This is a genomic window from Palleronia pontilimi (genome assembly GCF_016412875.1).
In the GTDB taxonomy this organism is placed as follows: domain Bacteria; phylum Pseudomonadota; class Alphaproteobacteria; order Rhodobacterales; family Rhodobacteraceae; genus Palleronia; species Palleronia pontilimi.
In genome coordinates, this window is sequence record NZ_JAEKPD010000001.1 from 491,930 (window position 1) to 508,565 (window position 16,636).

Here is a 16,636-nt window from a genome sequence, read left to right on the forward strand (position 1 = left end):
GGGCTAAGATGACTCCGTGGATCACCCGAATGGCCCTGGTCGGTGCCTTGATGGCCTGGCCGGTGGCCGCGCAGGACGATGCCGACGACGATGGCGGCGGGTTCCTTGAGAGCCTGATCGAAGACCGGCTCTCTGGGCCGGGTTTCGAGGTGCAGGTGCGCGGCTTCGAAGGCGCACTGTCGTCGCGCGCGACGCTGGAACAGCTGATCATCTCGGATGACGACGGCCCGTGGCTGACCGTCAACGACGTGGTGCTGGACTGGAACCGCGCCGCACTGCTGCGCGGGCGCCTGTCGGTCGACGAATTCACCGCCGCCGAGATCCTTTTGCCACGCCTGCCCCAGGGCGACGACAGCGTCGACGTGCCGTCGCCCGAGGCGCAGCCGTTCTCGCTGCCGGACCTGCCGGTGTCGATCCAGATCGGGCGCATCGCCGCCGAGCGCGTGGCGCTTGGCCAACCCGTTCTGGGCCAGGAGGTCGAGCTGACCCTGGAAGGCAGCGCATCGCTTGCCGACGGCGACGGCGAGGTGAATATCGACGCCAGCCGCCTGGATCGCGACACCGGCACCTACCGGGTCGCGGGCAGCTACGAAAGCGGCAGCCGTGCGCTGGCGCTGGATTTGCAGGTGAACGAAGGCGCAAGCGGCATCGTCGGGACGCTGATCGACCTGCCCGGACGCCCCAGCCTTGAGTTGAGCGTGCAGGGCGACGGACCGCTGTCGGCCTTCACCGCCGAGATCGCGCTGGCCACCGCGGGCGAGCCGCGCCTGAGCGGCACGGTCAGCCTGCGCGAAGTGGACGGCGCACAGGGCTTCGCGGTGGATCTGGGCGGCGACATCGCGCCCGTCTTCACGCCGCAATACCGCCCCTTCTTCGGCCCCGATATCCAGTTGATCGCCGAAGGCGCGCGCTCGGATGACGGTGCGATCCGGTTGAGCAGTTTCGATCTGTCGGCCCAGTCCCTGACGCTGCAGGGCCAGGTGTCGATCGGCCCCGACGGGGTGCCGGACCTGATCGACGTGACGGGCCAGATCGCGGGCCAGGGCGGAAGCCCCGTGGTCCTTCCGGTCGGCAGCGACCTGCGCGTGGGCCGGGTCGGCCTGGACGTGCAGTTCGATTCGGCGCAAGGCGACGCGTGGACCGGCGACATCGTGGTCGAGCAGGTCGAACAGCCGGGTCTCGACATCGCGCGCATCGCCTTGGATGGCGGCGGCGTGATCGCGGGGTCGGGCGACACGCTGGCGGTCGAGACGAATTTCGACTTCGCCGCGACCGGGCTGTCCTTCGACGATGGCGGCGTGGCCGAAGCGGTGGGCGACAGCATCGACGGGCGGCTGGAGGTCGATTACGCCGCGGGCCAGGATATCGTGATGGAGGTGCTGCGCCTCGCTGGGGCGGGCTTCCGGCTGACCGGCGATGGCCGCGTCGATCCCGATGGCGAACGCATCCCCGTCAGCCTGCAGGCGCAGCTGGACGCCGACGATCTTGCCGTCTTTTCCTCGCTGGCCGGGCGGTCGCTTGCGGGTGGCGTGTCGGTCGATCTGGGGCTGGACGCGACCGTGCAGGACCAGGCCTTTTCGGTGACGCTGGACGGCAGCGGGCAGGATCTGGCCGTGGGCATCGCCCAGCTCGACCCGCTTCTGGCGGGCGGCACGACGCTGGCACTTGCCGCGCAGCGCGACGCGGAAGGGCTGCGGGTCAGCCGCCTGGCACTGGACAACGACGAGCTTGCCCTGGACGGCACCGCGCGGATCGCGTCGAATGGGGGCGAGGCGACGCTGTCGGCCCGGGTCAACGACCTGTCGCGTGTCGACCCCGAGCTGAGCGGCCCCGCCACCCTGTCGCTGCAGGCCGACAGCCCGCAGGGCGTCGCGTGGTCCGTGGCGCTTGAAGCCGAAGGCGCCGAGGCGGACGTCTCGGTCGATGCCACGGTGTCCGATCTGGGGGCCGACGTGCCGCAGATCGCGGGCGATATCCGTGTGGACGCGCAGGATCTTTCCAATTTCTCCAGTTTCGCCGGGCGCGACCTGGGCGGTGCCGTCAACCTGACGACCCAGGTCGTCGCGCGGGCCGACGCGTCGTCGGTCTTGGCCGACGTGGCCGGGCAGGTGCGCGACGTGGCCGTCGGCATCCCTGAGGTGGATCGTCTTCTGGCGGGTCTCACCGAGCTGTCGACCAACCTGGTGAAGGTGGGCGACAGCATCTCGCTGCCCCGGCTTTCGGTGCAGAACGATCAGCTCTCGGTCGCGGGCAATGCCCGGGTGCAGGCCCAGAACAGCCTCGTGGATCTCGATGTCCGCCTGCCGGACCTGTCGCAGGTCGTGCCGTCCATGCGCGGTCCCGCAACGCTGGTGCTGGACGCGGCCGAAGACGCCGATGGCTGGGAAGTCGATCTGGACGTGGACGGGGCGGGCGCCCGCATCACCGCCGATGGCCGCGTGACCGAACTCGACAACGCATTGGCGCCACTGGGCACCGGCACCGTCACGATCCGGGCCGACGATCTGGGCGCGTTCTCTGAAATCGCGCGGCGCGAGCTGGGCGGCAGCGTCGATCTGAGCGCGGAAGGCCGCGCGCGGTTCGATCTGTCCCTGGCCGAGCTGGACCTGAACGGCCAGACCCGCGATTTGGCCCTCGGCCAGCCCGAGCTGAACCGGCTCTTCGCGGGTCTCACGCAAATCGTGGCGAATGTCGCCAAGGACGGCGACCAGATCAGCGTGCCGCAGCTCAGCCTGCAGAACCCGCAGGTGGATCTGAGCGCCAATGGGCAATACGGGCCCGGCCAGAACGCGATCCAGGCCAACCTGTCCTTCCCCGAGCTGGGCCAGATCGTGCCCGAGATGTCGGGCCCCGGCACCGTCGCGCTGTTCGCCGAGGAAGTGGGTGAGCTGTGGCAGGTGTCGGTCGATGGCGATGGCGCGGGCGTCATGCTGTCGGTCATGGCATCCGTGTCCGATCTTGACGCGACGCCGCTGGTCGATGGCACGATCGAGCTTCAGGCTAGCGACCTGTCGCGCTTCCGCCGCCTTGCGAACCGACCGCTCCGCGGCTCGCTGTCGCTGGATGCCCAGGGCCAGGCGCGGATCGACGGCAGCCGCTTCGACGTGACCGCGGACGTGAACGCGAACGGGCTGGCGGTGGGCATCGCCCAGGTCGACCAGCTGCTGAACGGGACCACCACGCTGGATCTTTCCGCCAGCCGCGACGGGGCGGATGCCCCGATCCGGGTGCGCACGTTCACACTGGATTCGCCCGGTCTGGACGCCACGGCGAACGGAACGCTGCTGGGTGGCAGTTCCAACCTGTCGCTGGATGCGCGACTGGCCAATCTGGGCGCCTTCGTCGAAGGCATCAACGGGCCGGTCACCGTGACCGGCCGGGCCGGTCAGGCGGGGTCCAACTTCACGGTCGACGTCGATGTGACGGGTCCGCAGGGGATCCAGGCCGAGATTTCCGGGCAGGTGGCCGAAAGTTTCGATCGTGCCAATCTGCGGATCGACGGATCGACGCCGCTGCGCCTGGCCAACCCGTTCATCGAGCCGCGCTCGGTCGTGGGCCAGGCCGATTTCAACGTGGCGATCAACGGCCCGCTGCAATTGTCGTCGGTCAGCGGCACGGTCACCGTGCAGAACGGCCGCTTCGTCGAGCCGTCGCTGCCGCTGGTCCTTGAGGACCTGAACGCCACGGCGCGCCTGGACGGCCAGAACCTGCAACTGACGGCCACGGCGCGAAACCAGCAGGGCGGCGAGGTCCGCGTGTCGGGCCCGATCGCCCTGAGCGGCGGTTTCAACGCGGACCTGACGATCGAGCTGAACAACCTGGATCTGGAGGATCCCCGCCTCTACAAGACCCAGCTGGACGGCCGCATCACGGTGAACGGTCCGCTGACCGGCGGCGCGACCGTTAGCGGCCGGATCGACCTGGACGAGACCGAGCTGCGCATCCCCTCGACCGGGTTGGGGGCGACCGGACCGATCCCGGAAGGGCTGGTGCATGTGAACGAACCGGCCGATGTGCGGCGCACCCGCGCGCGTGCGGGATTGATCGAAGAGCCGGGGTCGGGCGGTGGTGGCGGGGGCGGCGCCGCCTATCCGCTGGACCTGTTGATCAGCGCGCCCAACCGGATCTTCGTGCGCGGGCGCGGTCTGGACGCCGAGCTTGGCGGGCGGTTGCAGCTTGGCGGCACGACCGCCAACGTCATCCCGTCGGGTCAGTTCGACCTGATCCGCGGGCGTCTGGATCTGCTGGGCAAGCGATTGGTCCTGACCGACGGGCGGGTCAGCCTGCAGGGCAATTTCTCGCCCTTCATCCGCCTGGTGGCCGAGACCGACGCGGGCGACGTCACGGTGCGGATCGTGATCGAGGGCGACGCGCTCAGCCCCGACATCAACTTCCTGTCCGACCCCGACCTGCCCGAGGACGAGGTTCTGTCGCGGCTGCTGTTCGGACGGTCCATCGACGACATCTCGCCGTTGCAGGCCGCGCAGCTGGCGTCGGCCGTGGCCACCCTTGCCGGGCGGGGAGGCGACGGCGTGATCGCCAACCTGCGCCAGAAGACCGGCCTGGACGACCTGGACGTGACCACCGACGAGGACGGAAATGTGGGCCTGCGGGCCGGAAAATACCTGTCCGAAAACCTCTACACGGACGTGACCGTGGGGGCCGATGGCGAAGCCGAGATCAATCTGAACCTGGACCTGACGAACACGATCACCGTCCGCGGGGGTGCCTCGAATTCAGGTGAGACCACGCTGGGGATCTTCTTCGAGAAAGACTACTGATCGGCAGGTCCCGTTCGGGACACCTTGAATTAGTCAATCAAATTTACTTGGAACGCTCTGCCTCGATCGCAGTTGAGCCCGCAGGGACCGGTAAGGGTTCGACTAAAGTCGAGGTATTGAGATGCTTTATTGGGCGTTGACAACATTCACTGCGGCGCTGGCCGCGGGACTGCTGGGGTTCGGCGGTCTTGCCAGTGCCATGGCTGGGCCCGCTCAGCTCATGTTCTTCCTGCTGTTGCTGCTATCGGGGATCATCGTCGCGATCGATATCTCCAGCGATCGGTAGCCAGACGTTGACCGTTGCGGAAGATGAAAGGGGAGCCTCGATGGCTCCCCTTCGTCGTTCTTGCAGCTGAACTTGCGCGCTGAACGGTCAGGCCTTCAGCGAATCCGTGCTCGAAAAGAACATCGCCTGGCTCACGGCCGAGCGGACCTGTTCTTCCGAATAGGGCTTGGCGATCAGGAACGCGGGCTCGGGCTTGTCCCCGGTCAGAAGGCGTTCGGGAAATGCGGTGATGAAGATCGTCGGGATGTTGCCGAACTGATCCAGCAGATCGTTGACCGCGTCGATGCCGCTGGAATTGTCCGCCAGCTGGATGTCGGCCAGGATCAGGTCCGGCTTGTCCTTCGCGCCAAGCTCGACCGCCGAGGCGCGGGTGCGCGCGATACCGGTGATCTGGTGGCCCATTTCGGAGACGATCGAATGGATATCCATGGCGATGATCGCCTCGTCCTCGATGATCATGATCTTGCCCGACATGGATTTCTCCATCTCGGAAATGGCGATGTCGATCAGGCTCGACGCTTCCGAGGCGTCGACGCCCATGATCTTGCCGATCTCGTCGAAGGCGAAGCCTTCGATGGTCGACAGCAACAGCGCTTCGCGGGTGTTGTTGGTCAGGCCCGCCATGTGATCGAAGGCGGCGCTTTCCATGCGGGTGCGCGGATCTTCGGTATCGGCGGTGGGTGCCCCGGCGGTCGACCAAATCTTGTGAAACGCGTTGAACAGCGCAACCTTCGGGCTGCAGTCGCGTTGGAAGATCGAAGGCTCCTGCAGGATCGCTTCAAGCGTGGCAGCCGCGTAGTTGTCGCCGGTCCGTTGTGATCCGGTCAACGCACGTGCATACCTGCGCAGATATGGCAGTTCGGTGCCGATGGCGTCCGACAGATCAAGTGCCGCGTTCTTCGTAGTCATATTAGATTGTGCCCCTGAATTTGTCAGGAACAACATTCGGGACCGGGCGTTGGTTCCACTTCAAGCTTAACTTTCCTTCGTCCAACAGGCAGCCTTTACATCCATGGCATCGAATGACAAATCGGCCAATCTCATGCGGCAGATAGACGAGAATCTGCGGCGTGTGTATCGGCAGGACGAAGAAGCAGACGTTCCCGACCGCTTCCAGAAACTCTTGCAGCAGTTGAAAGAGCGTGAGGCCAAAGGCGAGGCCGAAGACCGGGAGCAGGATTCTGCAGATGAATGATGCAATTCGTGACCCGCGCGACGAGCTGGTCGAACACCTTGGCGCGCTGCGCGCGTTCGCCATGTCGCTGACACGCAATTCGGCTGCGGCCGACGATCTGGTGCAGGACACCATCGAAAAGGCGTGGAAGAACATGGACAAGTTCCAGCCCGGCACCAACCTGCGGGCGTGGCTCTTCACGATCCAGCGCAACGCGTTCTATTCGATCCGTCGCAAGGCCAAGCGCGAGGTTGCGGACGTGGACGGGGTGATGGCCGCGGGCCTTTCCGAAAAGCCGCACCATGACGGGCGCCTGGCGATGAACGACTTTCGCAAGGCGTTCGAGAAATTGCCCGACGAACAGCGCGAGGCGCTGATGCTGGTCGGTGCCTCGGGGTTTGCTTACGAAGAAGCGGCCCAGATGTGCAACGTGGCCGTCGGCACCATCAAGAGCCGCGCCAATCGCGGCAGACGCAAGCTGGCCGAACTGATGGGAATGGAGCCGGACGAAGATCCGGTCATCCGCGACAATACCAACGATTCGGTGATTACCACTCACACGCGTCAGAGCTAGCGATGCTGCCGGGTGGGCGTGGCATAGACGGTCTTGACAGGCTCGACGTGCGCCTCGTCGCGTTGCTGGGTCTTGCGCTTCTGCCCATCGGTGTGATCGCCATGGTGCAGACCTACCGGGTCATCGACCATTCCGACGAGGTCGCGCGGTCGGCATTGGTCGGGCACACCTTGAACGCAGTGACTCTGGAGCGCGAGACCCTGGTCCAGATGCGGGGCGCGGCACAGATCGCTGCCGATCTGCTGCCGTCGGAGATGGGCGATCTGTCGGCATGCTCGTCCAACATGGAACAATTCACCCGGCGCTTTCCGACCGTGGCCTTCGCGGGATTCATCGACCTCGACGGCATCGTCCGGTGCGGATCGACCGGCGTCGGGCGGGATGTTTCCGACCAGTCCGTGTTCCAGCGCTTCCAGCGCGAGGACTCGGAGTTTTTCGCCAGCACCCATGGCGTGATCTCCAATCAGCCCGTGGTGGTCATCGTGCAGCCCGTACGCCGCGAGGGCGCGTCGATCGGCTTTTTCAGCGTGTCGGTCCCTCAGGCTCCGCTTAGCGTGCAAAGTAACGAGCCGCGCGGAACACAACCGCTTGGAACCCTGACGCTGACCAAGGCGGGCGATATCCTGAGCGTGTCGCTATCGGACGCGATCGATGACCTCGCGCCGCTGGTCCCGCCGTTGGAAACGCTACAGGTCGTGCTGAGCGGCGGCACCTGGGACGTTACGCTCGAAGCGCCGGACGGCAACGATTACATCTACACTGTCGTGCCGATCATCCCCAGCGAGGTCTATGCCATCTCGATCTGGCGGGAAGCTTCGGTATCGACCGGCGGTCTGACGGCGGCCAGCGCGATCCTGTTCCCGCTGCTGATGTGGATGGTCAGCATCGGGGTCGCCTATTTCGCGGTCCATCGCCTTGTCGTGCGTCACATCCGACGCCTGCGCCAGCGCATCCGCGCCTTCACCACCAGCCGCCGCGTCCTGCCCAGCGATGTGAGCGGCGATCTGCCCAGCGAATTGCGCGAAGTGGTCGAGGCATTCGAGCAGCTGACCGAACGGATCGTCCGCGACGAAGCCGACCTGGAAAACAGCCTGCACGAGAAGGACGTGCTTCTGAAGGAAGTGCACCACAGGGTGAAGAACAACCTGCAACTGATCTCGTCGATGATGAACATGCAGATGCGCAAGACCAAGTCGGAAGAGACGCGCGAATTGCTGCATCGGTTGCAGGACAGGATCCTGGGGCTGGCGACGATCCATCGCAATCTGTATCGGTCGAGCGTTCTGTCGCGGGTCGAAACCGACGTGCTGATCCGGGACCTGGTGTCACAGATCGCCCATCCCCGCGAGCTGGCGGAAATCGGCGTGACGCTGAACATCAAGGTGGATCCGGTCGAGCTTTATCCCGACCAGGCGGTGCCGCTGTCGCTGCTGGTGACGGAAGTGCTGACCAATGCGCTGAAATACGTGGGCAAGCCCAATGGCCACGCCGCCACCATCGACTTGACGCTGGCCGAAAACGACGGGCGCGTCACGCTCGAATGCCGCAACACGCGCGGCGCGTCTGTATCGGACAACGCCGCGGGTCTTGCATCGGGGCTTGGGACGCAGCTGATGCAGGCCTTCGTGATGCAGCTCGACGGCCGCATGGAGCAAACGTCCACCGATTCCACCCACGCGATCAGGCTGGAATTCGACACAAGCGAGTTCATCCAGGAATTATGAGAGACACGCGCTCGACATTTCGGCTCTTGCTCACCGCCGAGGAAGCGTATCCCGCGTTCGAGCGCGCGGTGCTCGCGGCGCAGGATCGCATCGTCATGGGCTTCCGCGTCTTCGATCCGGTGACGCGTCTGCGCTCGGACGAGGCGCGCGAGATCGGCGACGACTGGGTGGACCTGCTGGTGCATCTTCTGAAGCGCGGTGTCCGGATCGACCTGACCCTGTCCGATTTCGACGCCATCGGCTCGCCCGAGATGCACGGGCTGACGTGGTCCAGCCTGCGCAAGATGGCCGCGGTGGCCGAGCTGGCGGGCGATGCCGGGCATCGCCTGAGCGCGCGGGCGGCCCTGCATCCGGCGCGCGTGGGCTGGATGACGGGGACGCTGCTCTGGCCCCGCGTGCGCAGCGAACTGCGCGAGATCACCGACGGGCTGAACGCGCTGGACCCCGAGATGCGCCGCCAGCGGATGCGCGATCTGCCCGGTTTGCGCCGCTGGCTGACCGAGGATGACGGCGGAAAGATCGTCCAGACCCAGGGCGGGCCGTTCCCGCTGCACCCGGTGTCGCACCACCAGAAGCTGGCCGTGGTGGACGGAAAGACGCTCTATATCGGCGGGCTGGACCTGAACCCGCGCCGCTACGACACGACGCGCCATCATCGCCCCAGCGAAGAGACCTGGCACGACGTGCAGCTGATCGCCGAAGGCCCCGTCGCGGCCCATGCCGAGGCGCACCTGCGCGCCTTCGTGGCGGTCACCCACGGGCAGGCCGAACCGGCAGCTGAAGGCGACGGGCTGCGGCTGACCCTGACGCGCGCGCGCCCCGCGCAACGCGTCAATTTCGGGCCCCAGCGTCTTCTGTCGGGCCTGAACGACACGCTGATCGAGCGGATCGGCGCCGCGACCCGGACCTTGTATTTCGAAACCCAGTTCTTCCGCGACGTGGCCCTGGCCCGGGCCGTGGCGGCAGCGGGGCGCGCGCAGCCCGATTTGCAGGCGCTCTTCATCCTGCCCGCCGCACCTGAGGACGTGGCCTTCGAGCGGCGCAACAAGGCGGATGCGCGCTTCGGCGAATACCTGCAGGCCCGGTGCGTCAAACTGGTCTGCAAGGCGTTCGGCGACCGGGTGTTCTTCGCATCGCCCGTCCAGCCGCGCAGCGCGGATTTCGGGGATGCCGATCAGCGCGACAAGTTCGGGGGCGCGCCGCTCATCTACGTCCATGCCAAGGTGGCGGTCTTCGACGCTGAAAGCGCGCTGGTGTCGTCGGCCAACATGAACGGCCGATCCCTGCACTGGGATACCGAGGCCGGGCTGATCTGCGACGATCCCGGTTTCGCCGCCGAGGTTCAGCAACGGGCGCTGGGCCATTGGGCCTACAAGCGCCACTACGATCCGGACGCGCCATTGGTCGCACAGGTGCGGGCGTGGGCGGACGAGGACTGGCACCGGCAACCCGAGAATCGCGAAGGCTATCTGCTGCCCTACGACGTGTCGCCCGCGCGCCGCTTCGGGATGCCGCTGCCCGGTGTCCCGGCCGAGATGGTCTGAGCGACGGAACGAAACCCGGCCGCGCGCCCTTTCCGATACATGATCACCAGCATCGACACCCTGCCGCGACAGACCCTGACCGATGGCGGCACGCGGCGGGTCGGCATCGAAGTCGAGCTGGGCGGGCTGTCCGAGCGCGAGGTCGGCGAACGGATCGCGCGCGTTCTGGGCGGAACGCTGAAGCAGCGGGACGACTACCTCTGGGCCGTCACGAAGACGCGCCTTGGGGATTTCGAGATCCTGCTGGACACCGCCCTGCGGGACAGGGCGAAGAACGCGCTCGTGCAACGGGGACTGGATCTGGGCCGCGCGGTCATCCCGGTCGAATACGTCACCGAGCCGATCTTGCCGACGCAGATCCAGCTGATCGACACCCTGAACCGCGCGCTGGCCGATGCGGGCGCGCGGGGCACGCAGGACGGCATCGCGCTGGGCTTCGGCGTCCATCTGAACATCGCGACGACGGGCAGGCAGGTGGCGGACGTGCTGCCCACGCTTCAGGCCTTTGCGCTGGTGGAAGACTGGCTGCGCGCGCGCATGGATATCGACCCGTCGCGCCGCCTGCTGCCCTTCATCGACCCCTACGACGCCGCCCTGATGGACAGGCTCGCGGCACCGGATGCCGACGGGTGGCGCATGGACGACCTGATGGACGCCTATTTGGCCCACGCGGCCAGCCGCAATCACGCGCTCGACCTGCTGCCCTTCCTGAAGGACATCGACGCCGCCCGCGTCGTCGGCGCGGTCCCGCAGATGGAAGACAAGGGCGCGCGGCCCGCCTATCACTATCGCCTGCCAGACTGCCGGATCGACGATGCGGACTGGTCCGTCGCGCAGGAATGGTCCCGCTGGTGCGGGGTCGAGCGGGTGGCCGCGGACAAGGGACTTCTGTCCAAGCTGCGCGCGGCATGGCGGGACCATCGCGACGGGCACGGGCTTCCCGGGGGATGGCGCGACGTGTCGGCACCGCTGATCGAAGGCTCGGGGGCCTTCCTGTGAGCCGCCCGCTGATCGGGGTCACGACCTCGCGCCGGTCGGGATGGCGCATCTTCCCGCTGGTGGCCTTCAACCTGTGGCTGACCGGCGGCAAGGGGATCCGCTGGGTCGCGGGACAGCCCGCCGACGTGGACGACGTGGACGGCATCCTGATCGGTGGCGGCGACGACATCTCGCCCGATCTCTATGGCGGCAAGCTGGTGTCCTCCGCCCGTCTCGACCCCGACCGCGACGCGATGGAGCGCGGGCTGGTACAGGCGGCGCTGGACCACGGCAAGCCCGTCCTGGGGATCTGCCGCGGCTCGCAGATGATCAACGTGACGCTGGGCGGGACGCTGGACCAGGACGCCTACGGCACGTTTCATCGCAGCGACTATCACTACACGATCCTGCCCAAGAAGGACGTCGCGGTGGCCGAGGGCACGCTGCTGGCCCGCCACACCGGAACGCGTCCCATGAAGGTGAACGCGCTGCATTCGCAGTCCGTGTCGAAGCTCGGTGACGGTTTGCAGGTGGCGGCGCGCGACGAGGGCGGCATGATCCAGGCGGTCGAGCGGGTGGAAGAGCCCTTCGCGCTGGGCGTCCAGTGGCACCCCGAGCACCTGTTCTACGCCCATCGCCAGCGGGCGATCTTCCGGGCGCTGGTCAACGCGGCGCGCGCGGGCGCCGAACGCCGCCGCCAGATCGAGGCGGTGCGCGAGGAGGCGCCGCGCCAAGGCGGCTAGCTGAAAATCGCGTGCCCCTGGTCGGCCACCCGGCGCAGACGATTGAGCGCAAGGGCCTCGCCGTCGCTGACGATGGCGTGGGACAGGGTCATGTCGTCGCGCAGGCGCAGGTCTTCGATGACGCCCTTCGGACCCTGGTCGGTGAAGACCTCGAGGCCCAGCAGGTCGGACACCCGGTCCATTTGGAAGATCCGGCCGTTCCCATCACCCGCGCCCTTGCCCTGCGGGTCGTTGTCGGGCGTCGCGTCGGACACCAGCCCCAGGTGGGCCGCGATCCCCAGCGGCGAGACGGTCGTGCCGAACGGGCCGACCACGAGCGGCGGCAAGACGCTGGAAGTCGCATCGACCGTGTCGATGACCGGCGCGGATTTCAGCTCGTCGCCGGTCATGTTCAGCGGCCAGCCCTTCGCCGTCGGCGGTGCCAGGCGGTCGGTGCTGACCAAGACCTCGTGCTTTTCAAGCCACCCGCCGACGTCGAGCAAGGCGTATCGCAGGCGCCAATCGGCAGGCACGTAAAAGAGATCCCGCACCGGGAAGGCACCGTCATCGGTGATGGCCCGGCTATCTAGCAGATCGCGCGCGGTCAGTGACATGGCTTGCTCCTGTTTCGCGGCCAACCCCGAGCCTGCGGTGCGGGTTCCGGAACCTGGCGCCGCGCGCGCGGGTTGTCCCCTTGTCGACACCCGAACAGGAGCGTCCCATGGATCCCACATGGATCATTTCCCTTCTCGCGCTGATCACGATCCTCGCCGTGCTGGTTTTCGCCATCGTCAGCAAGGAACGCACGGAAGCTGAACGAAAAGCCGACACCAAGTCCTCTGCGCTGGCGAAGGATGGCGACAGCCACGACGCAAAGACCTGAGCGCGCCCGGCGCATTGGAACTTTTACGGTCTGCGACCATTGGGCGCGTGGGACATGTTTGAAAGGATATCCGATGGCTGACACGCCGAAAACCAAGACCGCACCCAGCACCGAAGACCTGTCGGCACAGGTCGAACTGCTGAAAGCCGACATCAGCCGCCTGACCGAGACGATCGGCGAGCTGGGCAAGGCGAAGGGTCGCGAATACGCCAACGAGGCGAAGCGGCGCGCCGAGTCGGTCCGCTCCGAGGCCGAGCAGAGGGCTCGCGCGGCGCGCGGCCACGCCGAGGACAAGGTCGACGAAATCGAAGCCTACGTGCGCCAGAACCCAGCCACCGCGCTTGGCATCGCCGCCTTCATCGGCTTGATCGTCGGCTTCCTGACACGGCGCTGAGCGGCATGTTTGCCAATTACGTTCTGCGGGCCCAACTGACCGCGAAGTCCATCGCCCGGAAATCCGTGTTCGGCACGCTCGGGGGCCTGTTTGCCCTCGTGGGTATCGGGTTTCTGGGGGCGGCTGGTTGGTTGTGGCTTGCCGACGCTTACGGGGCGCTGAATGCCAACCTGATCATCGGGGGTATCTTCATCCTGATCGGGATCGTCGTCATCGGCTATTCGCGCATTCCCCCGCGCATTATCCCGCGCGAGCAATCGGCGGCCATGGCCGACCCCACGCGGGCATCGGCCCCTCCAATGTCGGGCAACCGGACCATGACGGCGGCCAGCGTGGCCGAGGCGTTCCTGCTGGGATTGGCTGCCGCGCGTGCGCTCAGGCGTCGTGACTGAGACGGCGCACCGCATCCAGCAACATTTCGGACGTGAAAGGCTGGGACAGGTGAATGGTCCCGGACCCGAACAGGTCCGACTTGTCCGTATCGTCGGTCATCACCACGGTTCGCACGCGCCGGTCGCCCAGTAGGGCCGCCAGGCGCGTCAGACGATCGTGCGTGGTCGACCCGGACACGATGCACAGGTTGATCTGGCTCGAGTCGCTCAGCGCGGCCTCGGCATCCTCGATCGACATCACGGCAACCGCGTCGAGCTGCGGAAACGCGCCGCACACCGTCTCGACGATGTCGGTGGCGACGACGGGCGATTTTTCGATGACAAGCATTCGGGACATGAGCGGGTCCATAGGTGCAGCTGCATAGCTGAGGTGGCTAAGGCAGTCTAATGCCCTAGTTTAACATCGCGTGCATTAAACTGTGACATAGACTCTGGAATAAACAACATGCCTGTCGCCTGCCAAGATTGCCCGCTGCGCATGCTGCCCTGTTTCGACGATCTCAGCGAAGACGAGCTGCAGTTCATGACCCAGTTCAAGTCCGGCGAACTGGACGTTGCGGCTGGCACACCGATCCTTGTAGAAGGCTCGAAAAGCCCGCAGATCTTCACGGTTCTGCGGGGCATGGGACTTCGTTACAAGACGCTGGAAGACGGGCGGCGGCAGGTCACGAATTTCGTAATGCCGGGCGATTTCATAGGCCTGCAAGCGGCGATCCAGTCCGAAATCGGTTATTCCGTTGACGCATCGACCGACATGACGCTGTGTGTCTTTCGACGTTCCGATATCTGGAAGCTCTTTCGCATGCATCCGTCCCGCGCCTTCGACATGACCTGGCTGGTCTGCAGCGAAGAGCATTTCCTGGGCGAAGCGCTGACCACCGTCGGCCAGCGATCGGCGCTCGAACGGATCGCCTGGGCCATGGTCACCGTGCACGATCGCGCCAGCCAGTTGGGACTGGTTCACAACGGCGTGATGAATTTCCCGTTCCGTCAGCAGGATCTTGCCGATGCGCTGGGCCTGTCGCTGGTGCACACCAACAAGACCTTGGCCAAGCTGCGCGAACGCGACCTTCTGACATGGTCGGACGGCATGCTGAGCCTGCGCGACCGCGAATCGCTTCGACAGATCGCCCAGCTGGACGATACGATGCCGCCGAAACGGCCGCTGCTCTAGGTTTCCACGATCTCGTCGGCGACGGTCGCCTCGCGTTCGCCGGGGGGCCGGTCGGGGCCGATCGTGCTGTCCTTGCGGGTGCGGATTTCCAGCTCGGCGTTCAGCGACGCGCCCAGAAGCACCGAAAAGGCGCTGAGATAGAGCCACATCAGAAGTGCGATGACTGCGCCCAGCGCGCCGTAGATTTCGTTGTAGCTTCCGAAATTGGACAGGTAGTAGGAAAACCCCCACGAAATCGCGCCCCAGATCATCACGGCGACGATCGCGCCCGGCGTCAGCCAGCCCGGACGCGCCCGGCGGCGATTGGGCCCGTAGCGATAGATCACGCCCAGCGCCCCGATCAGGACACCCAGCGCCACCACCCAGCGCACCGATGCCAGCAGCAGCGTCGTCACCGGCCCCAGCGGCAGGATCGCCAGCACGATGGGCAGGATCACCACGCAGGCCAGCGCGACCAGCGCCACGCCGATCAGCAGGAACGTGACCCCGAAGGCCGCCGCCATCTGCCGGACGCCCACGCGGTTGCGCTCGCGGTAGATGGCGTTCAGCCCCCGGATCAGGGCTGCCACGCCCGCGCGCGACGACCAGATCGCGGCCCCCAGCGAAATCACGGTCGCCCAGCCCAGCGTGCTGGAATTGGCGTTGATCAGCGCGGTCACCTGGTTGTCGAGGATGGTATAGGCCTCGCCCGGAACGAAGCCGCGCAGCACGTCCAACTGCTCGGCCACCTCGACGGGATCGGCGAAAAAGCCCCAGATCGCGATGACCGCGGCCACGGTCGGGAAGATGGCGAGCATGCCGTAGAACGCCACCCCCGCCGAAATCAGGCCCAGGTTGTTGTCGTTGAGCTCCATGAACACGCCTTTCGCGGCGCTCCACCAGACGCGCCATCCAAGCTTCGGTCCAAGTATCGTAGCCATGTGGTCTTCCGTTCGCTCTTCGTGCCGTCACGCCATACTAAAGCGCAAATATGCCGCGATGACCAATCAACGCGATCCGGTCGCCGTCACAAGTGTTGGAATCGTCGCAAGGGATGCTTATTCTGGGGATACGCCCGCGCCGTGGCCTGACGGCGCCAACACTAGGAGGACAATGTCCTGTCTGTCAGCCAGACCGTGGCCCAAGGATCGGCCACCCCGGATCCGCGCATGATTGCGCCGACCCATCACACCGCGCTCGAGCCCCAAGAGCTGCTCGGCGTCATCCTCACCTCACTCGAATCCGACAAGGCCGAAGACATCGTGCAGGTCGATCTGCGCGGCAAGTCCGAGATAGCCGATTTCATGGTGATCTGTTCGGGCCGGTCGTCCCGCCAGGTCGCGTCGATCAGCGACAAGCTGGTGGATCGCCTGAAGCAGCAGCACGGCCGTCTGTCGAAGATCGAAGGCAAGGATGGCGGCGACTGGGTGTTGATCGACACCGGCGACGTGATCGTCCACGTATTCCGTCCCGAGGTCCGCGATTTCTACCAGCTGGAAAAGATGTGGCTGGAGCCGTCCGAAATGGCGGCCCGAAACTAGCTTTTCCGTGAAGCTGCACATTGCCGCGGTGGGCCGGATCAGACCCGGCCCCGAGCGCACGCTGATCGACGACTACACCGCGCGGTTTGACCGGTCGGGGCGGCCCCTGTCGCTGGGCCCCCTGTCCGAGCACGAGGTCGAGCCGCGCAAATCCACGGGGATCGAGGCGGAAGCCGACGCCCTGCGCCGCGCGCTGCCCGACGACACGCTGCTGTGCGTGCTGGACGAGCGCGGCAAGACCCACACATCGCCCGAATTCGCGCAGCTGCTGGCCGGGTGGCGCGACGAAGGCCGGTCTTCGGTCAGTTTCGTGATCGGCGGTGCCGACGGCGTGCATCCCGACCTGCGCCGCGCCGCGCATCACCGCCTGTCTCTCGGGCGCATGGTCTGGCCGCACATTCTGGCGCGCGTCATGCTGGCCGAGCAGCTCTACCGCGCCGCGTCGATCCTGGCCGGATCGCCCTATCATCGCGACTAGGCGCATCTTCCA

The 16,636-nt window shown here is 66.2% G+C and carries 18 protein-coding genes; 14 read left to right on the plus strand and 4 right to left on the minus strand.

What is annotated here, in order from left to right; translation table 11 throughout:
• Positions 1 to 29 precede the first annotated feature (29 nt).
• Both ILP92_RS02475 and ILP92_RS02480 read left to right on the plus strand, forming a co-directional pair.
• Positions 30 to 4,781, plus strand: coding sequence for a translocation/assembly module TamB domain-containing protein (locus ILP92_RS02475; RefSeq protein ID WP_198914763.1), 4,752 nt, complete (start codon positions 30 to 32; stop codon positions 4,779 to 4,781).
• A gap of 136 nt (positions 4,782 to 4,917) precedes the next feature.
• Positions 4,918 to 5,067, plus strand: coding sequence for a DUF1328 domain-containing protein (locus tag ILP92_RS02480; RefSeq protein ID WP_438361539.1), 150 nt, complete (start codon positions 4,918 to 4,920; stop codon positions 5,065 to 5,067).
• 87 nt (positions 5,068 to 5,154) lie between these two features.
• On the opposite strand, the gene ILP92_RS02485 is transcribed toward ILP92_RS02480, so the two are convergent.
• Entirely contained in the window at positions 5,155 to 5,976 is an 822-nt protein-coding gene (locus ILP92_RS02485) for a response regulator (RefSeq protein ID WP_198914765.1), read from the minus strand.
• A 103-nt stretch (positions 5,977 to 6,079) separates the two neighbouring features.
• On the opposite strand from ILP92_RS02485, the gene ILP92_RS02490 reads away from it, so the two are divergent.
• Genes ILP92_RS02490 through ILP92_RS02515 form a run of 6 tightly spaced genes read left to right on the plus strand, consistent with a single transcriptional unit; the run spans position 6,080 to position 11,804 of the window.
• Complete coding sequence (locus ILP92_RS02490) at positions 6,080 to 6,262, plus strand: NepR family anti-sigma factor (RefSeq protein ID WP_235971000.1); 183 nt, start codon at positions 6,080 to 6,082, stop codon at positions 6,260 to 6,262.
• The gene (locus ILP92_RS02495) at positions 6,255 to 6,815 is read left to right on the plus strand and encodes an RNA polymerase sigma factor (RefSeq protein WP_198914766.1); all 561 of its coding nucleotides are present in this window, start codon (positions 6,255 to 6,257) and stop codon (positions 6,813 to 6,815) included. Before ILP92_RS02490 ends, ILP92_RS02495 begins: the two co-directional genes overlap by 8 nt.
• A gap of 2 nt (positions 6,816 to 6,817) precedes the next feature.
• A complete protein-coding gene (locus ILP92_RS02500; protein WP_198914767.1) occupies positions 6,818 to 8,539 on the plus strand; it encodes a sensor histidine kinase in 1,722 nt (573 codons plus the stop codon).
• Positions 8,536 to 10,083, plus strand: a complete 1,548-nt coding sequence (locus ILP92_RS02505) for a phospholipase D-like domain-containing protein (RefSeq protein WP_198914768.1) — start codon at positions 8,536 to 8,538, stop codon at positions 10,081 to 10,083. The genes ILP92_RS02500 and ILP92_RS02505 overlap by 4 nt, the downstream gene beginning before the upstream one ends.
• Positions 10,084 to 10,122: 39 nt before the next feature.
• Positions 10,123 to 11,082 (plus strand): amidoligase family protein, encoded by a 960-nt coding sequence (locus ILP92_RS02510; protein ID WP_198914769.1) that lies wholly within the window; start codon positions 10,123 to 10,125, stop codon positions 11,080 to 11,082.
• Positions 11,079 to 11,804: a gamma-glutamyl-gamma-aminobutyrate hydrolase family protein gene (locus ILP92_RS02515; protein WP_368667824.1), complete on the plus strand. Its 726-nt coding sequence runs from the start codon at positions 11,079 to 11,081 to the stop codon at positions 11,802 to 11,804. The genes ILP92_RS02510 and ILP92_RS02515 overlap by 4 nt, the downstream gene beginning before the upstream one ends.
• Here the strand turns inward: ILP92_RS02515 and ILP92_RS02520 are convergent.
• On the minus strand, positions 11,801 to 12,397 hold the full coding sequence (locus tag ILP92_RS02520; RefSeq protein ID WP_198914771.1) for a hypothetical protein: 597 nt from the start codon (positions 12,395 to 12,397) through the stop codon (positions 11,801 to 11,803). The genes ILP92_RS02515 and ILP92_RS02520 overlap by 4 nt on opposite strands.
• 107 nt (positions 12,398 to 12,504) lie before the next feature.
• Between ILP92_RS02520 and ILP92_RS02525 the strand changes: the two genes are divergently transcribed.
• The 3 genes from ILP92_RS02525 (at position 12,505) to ILP92_RS02535 (ending at position 13,452) form a co-directional block, all read left to right on the plus strand.
• Entirely contained in the window at positions 12,505 to 12,666 is a 162-nt protein-coding gene (locus ILP92_RS02525) for a hypothetical protein (protein ID WP_198914772.1), read from the plus strand.
• Between the two features lie 73 nt (positions 12,667 to 12,739).
• Entirely contained in the window at positions 12,740 to 13,060 is a 321-nt protein-coding gene (locus ILP92_RS02530) for an ElaB/YgaM/YqjD family protein (RefSeq protein WP_198914773.1), read from the plus strand.
• A 5-nt stretch (positions 13,061 to 13,065) separates the two neighbouring features.
• Positions 13,066 to 13,452 carry a hypothetical protein gene (locus ILP92_RS02535; protein WP_198914774.1) on the plus strand — a complete coding sequence of 129 codons (387 nt, stop codon included), beginning with the start codon at positions 13,066 to 13,068 and terminating at the stop codon, positions 13,450 to 13,452.
• On the opposite strand, the gene ILP92_RS02540 is transcribed toward ILP92_RS02535, so the two are convergent.
• A complete protein-coding gene (locus tag ILP92_RS02540; RefSeq protein ID WP_198914775.1) occupies positions 13,436 to 13,789 on the minus strand; it encodes a hypothetical protein in 354 nt (117 codons plus the stop codon). The two genes, ILP92_RS02535 and ILP92_RS02540, sit on opposite strands and share 17 nt — an antisense overlap.
• Positions 13,790 to 13,897: 108 nt before the next feature.
• Between ILP92_RS02540 and ILP92_RS02545 the strand changes: the two genes are divergently transcribed.
• Positions 13,898 to 14,626 (plus strand): Crp/Fnr family transcriptional regulator, encoded by a 729-nt coding sequence (locus ILP92_RS02545; RefSeq protein WP_198914776.1) that lies wholly within the window; start codon positions 13,898 to 13,900, stop codon positions 14,624 to 14,626.
• On the opposite strand, the gene ILP92_RS02550 is transcribed toward ILP92_RS02545, so the two are convergent.
• A complete protein-coding gene (locus ILP92_RS02550) occupies positions 14,623 to 15,546 on the minus strand; it encodes a YihY/virulence factor BrkB family protein (RefSeq protein ID WP_198914777.1) in 924 nt (307 codons plus the stop codon). The two genes, ILP92_RS02545 and ILP92_RS02550, sit on opposite strands and share 4 nt — an antisense overlap.
• 228 nt (positions 15,547 to 15,774) lie before the next feature.
• Here ILP92_RS02550 and rsfS point away from each other — a divergent pair, with 228 nt between their 5' ends.
• Positions 15,775 to 16,146, plus strand: a complete 372-nt coding sequence (gene rsfS / locus ILP92_RS02555) for a ribosome silencing factor (RefSeq protein WP_198914778.1) — start codon at positions 15,775 to 15,777, stop codon at positions 16,144 to 16,146.
• A 7-nt stretch (positions 16,147 to 16,153) separates the two neighbouring features.
• The gene (rlmH, locus tag ILP92_RS02560; RefSeq protein ID WP_198914779.1) at positions 16,154 to 16,624 is read left to right on the plus strand and encodes a 23S rRNA (pseudouridine(1915)-N(3))-methyltransferase RlmH; all 471 of its coding nucleotides are present in this window, start codon (positions 16,154 to 16,156) and stop codon (positions 16,622 to 16,624) included.
• Positions 16,625 to 16,636 lie beyond the last annotated feature (12 nt).